The organism is Actinomadura meridiana, assembly GCF_039537545.1.
GTDB classification, from domain to species: domain Bacteria; phylum Actinomycetota; class Actinomycetes; order Streptosporangiales; family Streptosporangiaceae; genus Spirillospora; species Spirillospora meridiana.
Window position 1 is genome coordinate 617,063 of record NZ_BAABAS010000006.1, and the last position, 12,586, is coordinate 629,648.

13 protein-coding genes and 1 pseudogene are annotated in these 12,586 nt (G+C 70.4%); 9 read left to right on the top strand and 5 right to left on the bottom strand.

Going from position 1 to position 12,586, the window contains the following annotated elements; all coding sequences use genetic code 11:
• The first annotated feature begins 24 nt into the window (after positions 1-24).
• The 3 genes from ABD808_RS15885 to ABD808_RS15895 all read left to right on the top strand — a co-directional run bounded on the left by ABD808_RS15885 (position 25) and on the right by ABD808_RS15895 (position 2,960).
• Positions 25-1,038: a D-alanine--D-alanine ligase family protein gene (locus ABD808_RS15885; protein WP_344896814.1), complete on the top strand. Its 1,014-nt coding sequence runs from the start codon at positions 25-27 to the stop codon at positions 1,036-1,038.
• 88 nt (positions 1,039-1,126) lie between these two features.
• Entirely contained in the window at positions 1,127-1,816 is a 690-nt protein-coding gene (locus tag ABD808_RS15890) for a response regulator transcription factor (protein ID WP_344896817.1), read from the top strand.
• Positions 1,809-2,960 (top strand): sensor histidine kinase, encoded by a 1,152-nt coding sequence (locus ABD808_RS15895; protein WP_344896820.1) that lies wholly within the window; start codon positions 1,809-1,811, stop codon positions 2,958-2,960. Before ABD808_RS15890 ends, ABD808_RS15895 begins: the two co-directional genes overlap by 8 nt.
• On the opposite strand, the gene ABD808_RS15900 is transcribed toward ABD808_RS15895, so the two are convergent.
• Positions 2,932-3,666: an SDR family NAD(P)-dependent oxidoreductase gene (locus ABD808_RS15900; RefSeq protein WP_344896823.1), complete on the bottom strand. Its 735-nt coding sequence runs from the start codon at positions 3,664-3,666 to the stop codon at positions 2,932-2,934. The genes ABD808_RS15895 and ABD808_RS15900 overlap by 29 nt on opposite strands.
• A gap of 64 nt (positions 3,667-3,730) precedes the next feature.
• Between ABD808_RS15900 and ABD808_RS15905 the strand changes: the two genes are divergently transcribed.
• Positions 3,731-4,351: a TetR/AcrR family transcriptional regulator gene (locus ABD808_RS15905; protein ID WP_344896826.1), complete on the top strand. Its 621-nt coding sequence runs from the start codon at positions 3,731-3,733 to the stop codon at positions 4,349-4,351.
• Between the two features lie 239 nt (positions 4,352-4,590).
• Here the strand turns inward: ABD808_RS15905 and ABD808_RS15910 are convergent, their stop codons facing one another.
• Positions 4,591-4,920: a plasmid stabilization protein gene (locus tag ABD808_RS15910; RefSeq protein ID WP_344896829.1), complete on the bottom strand. Its 330-nt coding sequence runs from the start codon at positions 4,918-4,920 to the stop codon at positions 4,591-4,593.
• Between the two features lie 187 nt (positions 4,921-5,107).
• Between ABD808_RS15910 and ABD808_RS15915 the strand changes: the two are divergent.
• Positions 5,108-5,756 (top strand): annotated as a pseudogene (locus ABD808_RS15915) (SDR family oxidoreductase); the annotation flags it as partial.
• A 10-nt stretch (positions 5,757-5,766) separates the two neighbouring features.
• Here the strand turns inward: ABD808_RS15915 and ABD808_RS15920 are convergent.
• Complete coding sequence (locus tag ABD808_RS15920; RefSeq protein ID WP_344896832.1) at positions 5,767-6,882, bottom strand: SDR family oxidoreductase; 1,116 nt, start codon at positions 6,880-6,882, stop codon at positions 5,767-5,769.
• A gap of 740 nt (positions 6,883-7,622) precedes the next feature.
• Between ABD808_RS15920 and ABD808_RS15925 the strand changes: the two genes are divergently transcribed.
• Both ABD808_RS15925 and ABD808_RS15930 read left to right on the top strand, forming a co-directional pair.
• Positions 7,623-8,657 carry a Ppx/GppA phosphatase family protein gene (locus ABD808_RS15925; protein ID WP_344896835.1) on the top strand — a complete coding sequence of 345 codons (1,035 nt, stop codon included), beginning with the start codon at positions 7,623-7,625 and terminating at the stop codon, positions 8,655-8,657.
• 180 nt (positions 8,658-8,837) lie between these two features.
• On the top strand, positions 8,838-9,218 hold the full coding sequence (locus ABD808_RS15930) for a hypothetical protein (protein ID WP_344896837.1): 381 nt from the start codon (positions 8,838-8,840) through the stop codon (positions 9,216-9,218).
• A gap of 234 nt (positions 9,219-9,452) precedes the next feature.
• Here ABD808_RS15930 and ABD808_RS15935 read toward each other — a convergent pair whose 3' ends face one another.
• Complete coding sequence (locus tag ABD808_RS15935; protein WP_344896843.1) at positions 9,453-9,656, bottom strand: cold-shock protein; 204 nt, start codon at positions 9,654-9,656, stop codon at positions 9,453-9,455.
• A gap of 278 nt (positions 9,657-9,934) precedes the next feature.
• On the opposite strand from ABD808_RS15935, the gene ABD808_RS15940 reads away from it, so the two are divergent.
• Complete coding sequence (locus ABD808_RS15940; RefSeq protein WP_344896846.1) at positions 9,935-10,162, top strand: hypothetical protein; 228 nt, start codon at positions 9,935-9,937, stop codon at positions 10,160-10,162.
• Between the two features lie 81 nt (positions 10,163-10,243).
• On the opposite strand, the gene ABD808_RS15945 is transcribed toward ABD808_RS15940, so the two are convergent.
• On the bottom strand, positions 10,244-10,852 hold the full coding sequence (locus tag ABD808_RS15945) for a GAF domain-containing protein (protein WP_344896849.1): 609 nt from the start codon (positions 10,850-10,852) through the stop codon (positions 10,244-10,246).
• Between the two features lie 929 nt (positions 10,853-11,781).
• Here ABD808_RS15945 and ABD808_RS15950 point away from each other — a divergent pair.
• On the top strand, positions 11,782-12,435 hold the full coding sequence (locus ABD808_RS15950; protein ID WP_344896852.1) for a DUF4360 domain-containing protein: 654 nt from the start codon (positions 11,782-11,784) through the stop codon (positions 12,433-12,435).
• Positions 12,436-12,586 lie beyond the last annotated feature (151 nt).

Here is a 12,586-nt window from a genome sequence, read left to right on the forward strand (position 1 = left end):
GCACCGCGTGAAGCGGAGCACCACATGAAGAAGGCACACCCCTATGAGAAGGAGCACGGGATGACACGGCGCATCGTGGTGATCGGCGGCGGCGAGAACGCCGAGCACGACGTCTCTCTGGCCACCGCCACGGGGGTCGCGAAGGCGTTGCATTCCGGCGGGTTCGACGTCGACGAGCTGACCATCGAACGCGACGGGACCTGGCGGCGAGGGGCGGACGCGCTCGGATCGCGGCCCGCCGACTCCCTGGCGGGCGCGCTGGGCGTCATCGCACTCGCCGACGCCGTGTTCCCGGCCCTGCACGGGCCGCTCGGCGAGGACGGGACGCTCGCCGCCCTGTGCGCCCTCACCCACACGCCGCTGGTCGGCTCCGACCTGCGCGCCGGGGCGATCGGCATGGACAAGTGGGCGACCAAGCTGGTGGCGGAGGCCGTCGGGATCCGCACCGCCCCCGGCCGCCTGGTCACGGCGGGCGCCGAGGTCGAGTTCGAGTCGGACGTGGTGGTGAAACCGGTCGCGGCCGGGTCGAGCTACGGGGTCGCCCTGGCACGCGACGCCTCCGAGCTGCGCGAGGCGCTGCGCGTCGCGGCGCGGTTCGACGACCGGATCCTGGTCGAGGACGTCGTCCGGGGCCGGGAGATCGACGTGGCCGTCCTGCGCGAGGCCGACGGCCGCTGCTGGGCGGCGCCGCCCCTGGAGATCCACACCGACGGCCCGTTCGACACCGAGACGAAGTACGACGGCTCGGCCCGGTTCAGCGTGCCCGCCGACCTCGACGACGCGGAACGGGACGCCCTGACCGGCGCGGCGGTGCGGATGTTCGACGCGCTCGGCTGCGCCGGTGTCGCCCGCGTCGACTTCTTCCTCACCGCGGACGGGCCCGTCCTCAACGAGGTCAACACCATGCCGGGGATGACGGCCGAATCCCAGGTGCCGAGGATGTTCGCCGCGGCCGGGGTGACCTACGAGCAACTGGTCGCGCGCCTGGTCGACGCCGCCGTCGTGCCCGGCCCGCCGAGCCCGGACAGGGCCGCGTGAGGCCCTGACCCCACCGGCGCCGGGCCCGTTCGGACACACCGACGATACGGATACACGGACGATACGCAGGGCCGCATAACCTCCAGGTATGCGCGTGCTGATCGTGGAAGACGAGCCCTACCTGGCCGAAGCCGTCCGTGACGGGCTCCGGCTGGAGGCGATCGCCGCGGACATCGCGGGCGACGGCGACTCCGCCCTGGAGCTGCTCGACGTCAACTCCTACGACCTCGCGGTGCTGGACCGGGACATCCCGGGCCCCTCCGGCGACGAGGTCGCCCGCCGGATCGTCGCGTCCGGCAGCGGCATCCCGATCCTGATGCTGACCGCCGCCGACCGGATCGACGACAAGGCCGAGGGGTTCGGGCTCGGCGCCGACGACTACCTCACGAAACCGTTCGATCTTCGCGAGCTGGTCATGCGGCTGCGGGCGCTCGACCGCAGGCGCGCGCATGCCCGGCCGCCGGTCAGCGAGATCGCGGGCCTCCGGCTGGACCCCTTCCGGCGGGAGGTCTTCCGCGACGAACGCTACGTCGCGCTCACCCGCAAGCAGTTCGCCGTGCTGGAGGTCCTCGTCGCGGCCGAGGGCGGCGTGGTCAGCGCCGAGGAACTGCTGGAGCGGGCCTGGGACGCCAACGCCGACCCGTTCACCAACGCCGTCCGGATCACCGTCTCCGCCCTGCGGAAACGGCTCGGCGAACCATGGCTCATCGTCACGGTGCCCGGCGTCGGTTACCGGATCGACACGGGCGGTGACCCTTCCGGCGGCACCGATGTATAGGCGCCCGGGGCTCAGCGCGCGGCTGAAGCTCACCCTCAGCTACGCCGGATTCATCATGGTCGCGGGCGCTCTCCTGCTGGCCGTGGTGCAGCTCTTCCTGCTGCGCTACGTCCCCGACGGCGTCCTCAACGCCCGGCCGGAGTTCGGTCGGCGCGGGCAGCCGAGCCCGCCGTTCATCCCGAACCAGACCGACCTTCGGGAGGCCTTCGTCCCCCGCGCGTTCACCGCGATGGGATTCCTCCTGGTGCTCGGCCTCCTCGGCGGATGGATCCTCGCCGGTCGGATGCTCGCCCCGCTCACCCGGATCACGGACGCGGCACGGATGGCCGCGAACGGCTCGTTGTCCCACCGGATCCACATGCCGGGCCCCGGCGACGAGTTCCGCGAACTCGCCGACGTGTTCGACACCATGCTCCAACAGCTCGAATCCCACGTCGCCGAACAGCAACGGTTCGCCGCGAACGCCTCCCACGAGCTGCGCACCCCGCTGGCGATCTCGCGGACGCTCCTGGACGTCGCCCGCAGCGACCCCACCCGCGACCACGGTGAGATCTTCGAACGCCTCCACACCGTCAACACCCGGGCGATCGACCTCACCGAGGCGCTGCTGCTGCTCAGCCGCGCCGACCGGCAGAGCTTCGCCCGCGAGCCCGTCGACCTGTCCCTCGCCGCCGAGGAGGCCGCCGAGACGCTGCTTCCCCTCGCCGAACAACGCCGGATCACCCTCGAAGTGACCGGCGAGAGGGCCCAGACGGTCGGTTCAGCGGAACTCATCCTGCGGGTGGTGACGAACCTCGTGCAGAACGCGATCGTCCACAACCTCCCCACCGGCGGCACCGTCAGGGTCCACACCGAATCGCACCATCACATGAGCGTCCTGCGCGTCGAGAACACGGGCCCTCCGCTCCCGGCGGAACTGATACCGATCCTCACCGAGCCCTTCCAACGCGGCACCGAACGCATCCGCACCGACGAGCACGCGGGCGTCGGCCTCGGGCTGGCCATCGTGCACAGCATCGTCCGGGCGCACAACGGGATCCTCGACCTCGCGCCCCGTCCCACCGGCGGCCTGGTCGCGACGATCCGCTTTCCCCACGCCCCGAAACACCCGGGCCCTACCACGGCACGCGCCCCTGGTCGTTGAAGAACGCCCCGGTGGCACCGGCCTCGGTCAGCGTGGCCAACTCCACGATGATCCGAGCGCCCTCCCCGACCGTGCGGGCGCCGCGATGCCCGGTCATGTCGGTCGCGGTGTATCCGGGCGTCGCTGAATTGATCTTGATGTGGCGCAGGGCGGGGTCCTTGGCGAAGGCGTGCGCGTACTGGACGGTGAGCATGTTCAGCGCGGTCTTCGACGACGTGTACGCCATCCGGCGGTCGGCGTCCCCACCGAAGTCGGCGCCGCCGCTCGTCAACTCCAGCGAGGCGGTGGTGCTGGACACGTTGACGACGCGCGGCGCCGCCGAGGCGCGCAGCAGCGGCAGCATCGCGTGCACGACCGTGACGACGCCGAAGACGTTCACCTCATAGGTCTGGCGCATCTCGACGCCCGTGGTGTCGGCGGCCAGCCGGTCGACGACGGTCCCGGCGTTGTTGACCAGCACGTCGAGCCGCCCGTGGTCGCGGCGCAGCCGTCCCGCCACCGCCTGGACGCTCGCGGGGTCGGTCACGTCCAGCCGCACCGGTACGGCGGCCCCGTCGGCGTGAAGCTCACGGGCGGCAGCGGCCCCGCGCTCCAGGTCGCGGCTGCCCATCACCACGGTCATTCCGTGTTCCAGGAGCTGCCGGGCGATCTCCTTGCCCAGCCCCTTGTTCGCCCCGGTCACCAGCGCCACAGGGCGATCGGCCATGGCTCACCCCTCCTCAAATAATGTTACAAGCTGTATCTCAGGATACTAGCTGTATCATTACCGGGTGGCGACGTCGGAATCGAAGAAGGCAGGGTTGCGCGCCGAGGGCGTGCGGCGAACCCGGAGCGGCATCCTGGCCGCCGCGCGGCGGCATCTCATCGAGACCGGCTACCACCGGCTCAGCCTGGAGGACGTCGCCGCCGACGCCGGAGTCACCCGGGTCACCATCTACCGGCACTTCGACTCCAAGCTCGGCCTGCTCGACGCCGTCGCCGAGGATCTCGCCCAGCGATCCGGCCTGGTCGCCGGTGTGCGGGACGCCGCCGAGGTCGCCGACCCGGTCGCCGCCTTCACCGCCATGGTCGAGTGGCTGTGCCGTTTCTGGGACACCGACCTGGAGGTGTTCCGGCGGCTGATCAGCCTCGCGGCCGTGGACCCCGAGGCCCAGCAGGTGACCGCCGCCCGCGAGCACTGGCGATACGAGCAGATCGGCATGTTCGTGCGACGGCTGGCCCAGGCCGACCGGCTCCGGCCGCCCTTCGACGCGCGGCACGCCACCGCCGTCGTCGGGACGGTGACGAGCTTCCCGTCCTGCGACGAGATCGCCACACGCCTTCAGACGGATTTGACCGGACTGCACCAGACGCTCCTGCCCTTGCTGAGCAGCGTCGTCCGCCTCGACTGATCCCCCTTACCGTCAGCGGACGTCGGACCGGGTGGGTGCCGTGCGGGTACTGACGTGCGGGACGTCCTGATCACGATGGTGCCCCGGCTGAGGAGCGTGCGGCACTCGTCCCTGGTCAGGACCTCCAGGCCACTCTGGTCGAGCTTCATGGCTCAAGGGTGGGGCATCGGGGACACGCGCCGTCAGGGACGAACGTCCCGACAATCCGCGTCCGGCGTCCGGCGGACGTCTCCCAATCGTCAGACGCCCAGCGCCCGCTCCAGTTGCGCCTTGGACATCTTGGAGCGTCCCTCGATCCTCTTCTTCTTGGCCTCGGCGTAGAGCTGCTCCTTCGTCCGGCCGCGCGGGCCGGGCCTGCCGGAACGCTTGCCGCCGCGCCGCTGCGGAGAGATGTCCTGGACCGACGTCCTGCTCTTCTGCTTCGCCTCACCGGACCGGGCGCGGTTCTTGTTGACGGTCCGCGCGGCGATCTCCTCGGCGCGCTGAGTCCCGGTTCCGCGCTCCTTCTGCGACTCCTTGATGTCCTCGTACTGCCGTTCGCGCTTCTTGCTCCACGCTCGCTGCGGCATCCCATCCTCCTTCGCCAAGTGACTTATCCGTCCACTTCCCCGTATGTCCGGGTGAAACGGCTCGGGGCAGGTGGGCTCGCGCACGTACTCGCGCACGTTATGGGGCTGATGCGACGGGAATGGCCGGGTGAACGGACGATCGAGCGAGGTGACGAGCGTGGCCAGCCCTTCAGCCCAGAGTCAGCCCTACCTGGAGGAGGACCGCGACGCCCGGCACACCGCCGGTCTCGTCGAGGCCGAGGGCCGCCGCTGCGCGACCTTCGGCGGCGACCTGGCCGACGAACGCCACACCCGGGATGTCGTCGCCCAGGCGGTCGAACGGCTCGGCGGCCTGGACGTCCTCGTCCTGCACCACGGCACGCAGCAGCCCGTGGACGACGTCCGCGAGATCGACACCGAGCAGCTCGACCGCACCTTCCGGGTGAACGTGCACAGCCTGTTCTGGACGGTGCAGGAGGCGCTGCCGCACCTGCCGGACGGCGGGTCGATCGTCATCACCGGGTCGATCAACGGGCTGCGCGGCAACACCAGCCTGATCGACTACTCGGCCAGCAAGGCGGCCGCGATGACCTGCGCGCAGTGCATGGCCCAGGCCCTGATGGACCGCGGAATCCGCGTCAACACCGTCTCGCCGGGCCCGGTGTGGACGCCGCTCATCCCGGCGACGTTCGACGAGGATCGCGTCGAGGGCTTCGGTGAACAGGCCCCCGATGGGACGCCCGGCCGACCCCGACGAGATCGCGCCCTCGTACGTCTTCTTCGCCAGCGGGCGGCTCTCCTCGTACTACACGGGGCAGAACCTCGTCCCCGCCGGAGGAGAAATCCACCCCGGCTGAGCGTCCGGCGTCAGCGGCGCGGGCGCCACGTCTGCGCGGCGAGCAGCAGGCTGCGCCGTTTCGCACCGTCGTCGAAACCGCCGTGCGCGCCATGGTCCTCTTCGGCGTCGCGCGGCTCCCAGAGGTTGCCGGGCCGCGCCTCGGCCCGCGGCTCGCCGGTCTGCTGCGAGCCGTACCCGGTCCGGCCGAGGTAGCGGTCGAGCAGCCCCGGCACGACCTTCTCGGCGATCAGCGTGGCGATCGTGGACCCGCCGACCCAGCGTTCCCGGCGCCGCGGATGCTCGGCGGCGTGGACGATGGCGCGTGCGGCGACCTCGGGCTGGTAGATCGGCGGCACCGGCCGCGGATGGCGCGGCAGCCGCGACCGCACCCAGTCGAACTGCGGTGTGTTCAGCGCGGGCAACTGGACCATCGTCACCTTGACGGCGCTCCGGTCGTGCAGGAGTTCCGCGCGCAGCGACTCGGTGAACCCCTCGATGGCGTGCTTGGCGCCGCAGTACGCCGACTGCAACGGGATGCCACGGTAGGCGAGCGCCGAGCCGACCTGGACGATCACGCCGTCGTCCCGCCGCTTCATCCGGGTGAGCGCGGCCCGCGTTCCGTTCACCGTGCCGAGATAGGTGACGTCGGTGACCCGCCGGTAGTCCTCGGGCGCGACCTCGTCGAACGGCGCGAAGACGCCGCTGAACGCGTTGTTCACCCACACCCGGATCGGCCCGAACGCGCGCTCCACCTCGCCTGCGGCCCATTCCACCTGGTCCGGATCGGCCACGTCCACGGTCAGGGGCAGCGCGGACCCGCCGAGATCCTCTGCCTCGGCGGCCGCGGCCTCCAGCCCGGCGCGACCACGCGCGAGCAGCCTCGCGCACGCCTTCCCCTGCACCTTCGCCGACGCCATCGACAGCGCGTCCGGCACCTTCACCGACGCCCCGCGCCGCTCCGCCCGCGCCTTCCCCCACATCTCGCACCGCCCCACCCGCGCCCTGGCCGACGTCCTGCACTGCTCCGCCCGCGCCGCGACCGACGTCCTGTGCCGCGCTACCCGCGCCCTGACCCACGTCCTGCACTGCTCCGCCCGCGCCCTGGCCGACGCCCCGCGCCGCTCCGCCCGCGCCTTCCCCCACATCTCGTACCGCGCCGCCCGCGCCCTGGCCCACGTCCTGTACCGCGCCGCCCGCGCCCTGGCCCACGGTCTCCACCGCTCCGCCCGCGCCGCGACCGACGTCCTGGACGGCGCCCCTGGCGCCCCGGCCGACCTCGCCCACGGCGGTTCCGGCCCCGGCGCCGATGTCGCGGGCCGCCGACTCGACGCCGCGTCCGATGTGCTGGAGGATCTCCGGGTTGCGGTCCAGCGTCGTCAGGACGCGGTCGACGATGACGGTCACGTTGTCCAGCCGGACGTCCAGCCGCGCCTGTGCCTCCACGCCCTTGATCTCCAGCTTGACCTTGCCGAGGGCCACGTCCGCGCCGACGCTCAGCCTGAGCATGTCGAGGACCTGGGCGACGAGCGAGACGTGCGCTTCCAGGTTCTCGACCTCAAGGGAGATCTCGTCGACCTTGAGCAGTGGCACGTCAAGGTGGACGTCCGTCTCTTCGCCAGACGCGTTGTCGCTCATCGCCGCCCCCGCTCCTTGCTCCGCGTCGTCACTCGATCTGCTGTACATGCCGTCGTTCGTGACTCCCACCTCGGCTGGTCGGTGAACCGCGCCCGTCGGCGCCCCTCTCCCGAAGGCCATAACCGATGAGACCGCAGCGAAACGGCCGCAACACTCCTGAGCAGCGAAAACGAAAGATCTACCAACCGAGCGGCGGCGCGTGCCGTGCCGGAACACCCATGAAGCCGTCTTCTGCGGGTAAAGGGGCGCCATGCGAATCGGTGTGCTGGACGTCGGGTCGAACTCCGCCCATCTCAAGGTGACGGACCTCAGCGTGGGCGCGCCTCCGGATCCGGTGACGACGGTCAAGCGCCCGACCCAGCTCGCCGAGGCGATCAATGCCGACGGCGCCGTGGAGCGGGAGGCGATAGACCGGCTGGTCGCGTCGGTCGGGGAGGCCGTGCGCGCCGCCGCCGCACATGACGTCGAGGAACTGGTGACGTTCGCGACGTCGGCGGTGCGGGACGCGACCAACCAGCAGGAGATCGTCGCCCGGGTCGCGGCGGCGACCGGTGTGCGGCTCGGCTTCCTGTCCGGTAGGGACGAGGCACGCTTGACGTTCCTGGCCGCCCGCGCCTGGTACGGCTGGTCGGCCGGACGGCTGCTGCTGGCCGACATCGGCGGTGGATCGCTGGAGATCGCTCACGGCGAGGGCCAGGAACCGGTGCTGGCGTTGTCGCTGCCGCTGGGCGCGGGACGGCTCACCCGCGCCCACCTGCCGGGGGACCCGCCGTCCCGCAAACACCTGAAACGGCTGCGCCGCCGTGTCTACCGGCGGCTGAACGAGGCGTCCGCCCAGGTGATGCCGGGCCTGGAGGGGGAGCGTCCGGTACGGCCGGTGGCGACGTCCAAGACCTTCACCCAGCTGGCGCGGCTGACCGGGGCGCCCAAACGCAAGGTCGGCCCGTACGCGCGGCGGGTGCTGGAGTTGGAGCGGCTCCGTGAGCAGATCCCCGTTCTGGCGGGCAAGCGCGCCTCGTCCCGGGCGAAGCTGCGGGGGCTCTCCCACCCCCGGGCGCCGCAGATCCTGGCCGGGGCGATCGTGGCCGAGGCGCTCATGACGACCTTGGAGATCGACCGGGTCGACATCTGCCCGTGGGCGATCCGCGAGGGCCTGATCATGCGACGCCTCCAGGCGATGTCCGATCCCGCGGCGGCCGACGACGAGACCGCGCGCCTGACCCAGGCCGTCCCGGCGGCGCGGATCCGGCCGCCGCTGAGCCCCGTCCCCACGCTCAGCGCCTGACAGTCCCCGGAGACATCTCCGCTCGATTGCAGTCGGTAGTCAAGCACATCTCGGTCGGCTACCTGCACCGGTTGTTCCGCCGCGCCTATGGAATGTCCCCCGCGACTACCGAGAAGCCACACGACCCTGATCTGTCCAGGGGTTGCATCCGGTACCGGGGTACAGGCTTACCGTCGAGACATGGAACATCAGCAAGCATCTGCTGACCAGGACGGTTGGGCGCCGCAGGCGTGCTCGTTGCCGACCACGGAACGTCCGTTGCGAGTGGCCGAGTTCGACGCGCTGTTCGCCGAGTCGGTGACCGCCGTCCAACCCGACGGCCCCGGTCGGGTGCGGCTGGCGCTGCGCCCCGACCCCGAGATAGCCGGACGGGCCGCCGAACTGGCCGCCCGGGAGACCGGCTGCTGCTCGTTCTTCACCTTCGCCCTGACCGCCACCGGCGGCGAGCTGAGCATGCGAATCAGCGTCGACGAACAGCACACCGAGGTGCTGGAAGCGCTGACCGCCCGCGCCATCACGACCCTGGTGACCGAGCTGGCCATAGACTCCGACCACCGCTGAAGCCCGCTCCCACCCCGGCATCGGCGGACGCCCGCGAGCAGCCGGGCCCGGCGCATGAACGCCGCGCGGTCGACGCCGACCCCCCCACACAGCAAAAACGCCGTTCAGTGAGAGGACTGAACGGCGACTGTCGAAAGCTGAGTCGGGGTGGTCTGGTGGCGGGTGGGGAGTTGGGGGAGCGGCACACGCGGCGGACGGCGTTGGTGCGTGCGTCCGCCGCGTCGGCCGGGGCGATCAGGCAGGGACGATGTTCTCCGCCTGGAGGCCCTTCTGACCCTGGGTGACGTCGAAGGTCACCTTCTGGCCCTCCTGGAGCTCACGGAAGCCCTGCGCCGCGATGTTGCTGTAGTGGGCGAAGACGTCGGCGCCGCCGCCGTCCTGCTCGATGAAGCCGAAGCCCTTTTCCGAGTTGAACCACTTCACGGTACCGGTGGCCATGGTCGTCTCCTTCTTGGTCAGTCCCGCCGCACACCGTGTGCGGCCGAGGACGCCGCGATGGCCCATCCGGAAGATCCAGAACAACAAAAATGCGCCTGATGGACAGATCCAACAGGCGCACGAGCATGTCTATGGGAACCGCAACTACCCACACATTACCACAGGGGTCGGCGGACGGCGCAGGATCCGGGCGTCGCCGGGTCGAGTGCGCTTGTGATTTTACTATCAAGTATCGGCGAGGCTATCCATAACGCGCGCCAACGGCGCATACTGCGATGATGAAATCCCCCAGATCAGCCAGGCGCCGACACCTGGCCACCAGCCCTTTTCCGCCGCCGTCCGCCGCCCCGCCGGTGGAGGAGTTCGCGCTTGAGGACCTGGTCACTCACGACAAGTACGGGCTGGGCCGCGTGGTGGAAGTGGAGCCGGGAGGGGCCGTCCTGGTCGATTTCGGGTCGAGCAAGGTCAGGATTCTCGCTCCGTATGTAAGGCTCTTCAAGCTCTGATACCCGTACAGAACCCCGCCACGGCCGTGCGAGCCGAGGGTCGTCGCTCACGCTCCCGCGCTGTGCTCCCGTCCCGTCATGTCACGGTCGCCCGGGCCGTGGCGGGTGGAGCGCGACGATCCGCGCCTCCGCCGAATCCGGGGGGACGGCCGCGCGCTGGTCCTCGCCGAGCTGGACCAGGCGGGCGGCGAGATCGGCGAACAGCAGCAGCTGACGGGCGGCGGACGGGCTGAACGGCTCCGCCCCCGGCTGTCCGAGGACGGCGAGCACGCCGCGGGTGGCGTCCCCGGTGTCCAACGGCAGGATCAGGATCGGACCGGCCGGTAGCGCGGTCAGCGTCTGATCCGCGACGACCCGCGCGGACAACGCCCGGCGGGAGCTGAACGCCCGTCCGAGCAGCGACCGGCCGCGCCGCACCGTCAGTCCGCGTATCTGGTCGCTGCCGGTGCCGACCGCGACCTCGATGCGCAGGGTGTTGGCGTCTTCGGCGGGCAGGGCGACGAACGCCAGCGAAACACCCACCATGACGCGGGCCCGCTCGGCCACGAGCGTCAGCAGGCCGGGCAGGGCGACCCCGTCCAGGACCGCAGACATCAGGTCGAACGAGGCGGCCAGGCGCCGCCGGTCGACCGCGTGTCGGGGCGGGTTCGGCGGCCCCCAGCCGATCGTCGGCAGATCGGTGCCGGTCATGTCGTCATCCCGCTCTCCTCCTTGGGCCGTGCCGAGGCCCGGCCTTGACCCGACACCGGCCGGGGCTCCGTCCGGTGCACGCGAGCGTCCGCGTTCCCACGCGGTCAGGCCGCGACCGATCGGACGGCCGAGCCCGCGGCCCGGGCGACGGTCACGGAGGAACAAACGACGAACACGCGAAACAGCCGGGTGATCTCGCTCGGCCCGGCGCGCCGAGGGCGCGGGAGCGAGGCGGAGGAGAGTTCGCCGCTGAGAAGGGCGGCGCGGCGGTCGGCGAGCCGTTCACGTGTCAGGTCCGCGGCCCCGATAGCGCGACCGGCAGTCTGGACGGGGCGGTGTTGCGGCGTCATAGCGCCGGACCTGTCTGGCCCGAAGGGGGCCGAAATTCGAGAGACCAGGGGGACGCGGGCCTGGTCGCCTGCATCGAGAAACCCTCGTCACCACGAGTCTACGCTCCCGTTCTGCCATCACGGTGGGCACGAGGCACCTCTTGTCCCCCAATTTCCGCCGCGATTCGGTCGCCCCCAACCGGCGCGCTGCCCGGGTCCTGCCCGCACGGGTCACCGTCCGTGAAGGGAAATCGCCCGGGAGCGAACCACGAGAAGCGGGACGACCGTTTCCGGACGCACGTCCTGCCTGCTCACCGCCCCGCACAATGCCGCACCGGCGTTTGGAACGGTGCTTTGTCAAAGAGTCGGTATTGACGCTCGATAATCGATGGCCAAAGCGATCGAGACGCCTCTTGTCTGTAAATTGATGTGGATCGAAAGTTGAAAACCCTTGATTGACACTACTTAACCGACGAGGTTACCATTTGTCCAAATCTTGGTTTCATCGCCATTGACGGCGTCCGTTCAATCCATACATCCGGTGCTGCCGCGTCGGCCGCCGAAGGAACAGCAGCGCCCAGTTCCGAGCTGAGGAATCGCATGCGTTACGGGATCACTATTTCTGCCGCTGCCGCCGCGCTCGCCATGACCGCGGTGTCCGTCGCGCCCGCCGCCGTCGCGTCCGAGCAATTGGTCGAAGAGGGCCCCGACGGGGTCAGCATGGAAATCGCGAGCGTGAACGGCAGCGGCTGCCCGATCGGCTCCGCCGCGGCGGCGCTGTCGCCCTCCAACGACTCCTTCACGGTCACGTACAGCAGGTACCTCGCCCAGGCGGGCGGAGGTTCCACACCCACCGACGACCGTAAGAACTGCCAGATCAGCTTCAAGGTGCACGTCCCGTCCGGCTACCGCTACGCCGTCTCCTCCGTGGACTACCGCGGCTACGCCTCATTGCAGAGCGGCGCGAACGCGAGCCAACTCGCCTCTTACTACTTCCAGGGCGACTCGCGCACCAGGGAGTACTCGCATCCCATATCGGGCCCTTACGACGATGACTGGCAGCACGTTGACGCCACGGACGCGTCCCAGCTCGTGTGGTCGCCCTGTTACGAGCAGCGGAACCTCAACATCAACACGGAATTGCGAGTCGACCAAGGGTCCTCGGACCCTTCGGAGGTCAACTTCATCGGCATGGACTCGACCGACGGCAACCTCGTCACGACGTACCACTACTCCTGGAGGCGCTGCTCGTAATCGAGCTCCCTAACGGTTCGCGGCGTACGGGCCGTGCCCTGCCCGCGAATCTCCCACCGGCGAAGTGGTACCGATGACGCGCCGGGACGCCTCGGCCACGACGGAGGAGCGGCCCGGCCGCCGGAGACTCCGGGCGATCGACCACGATGAT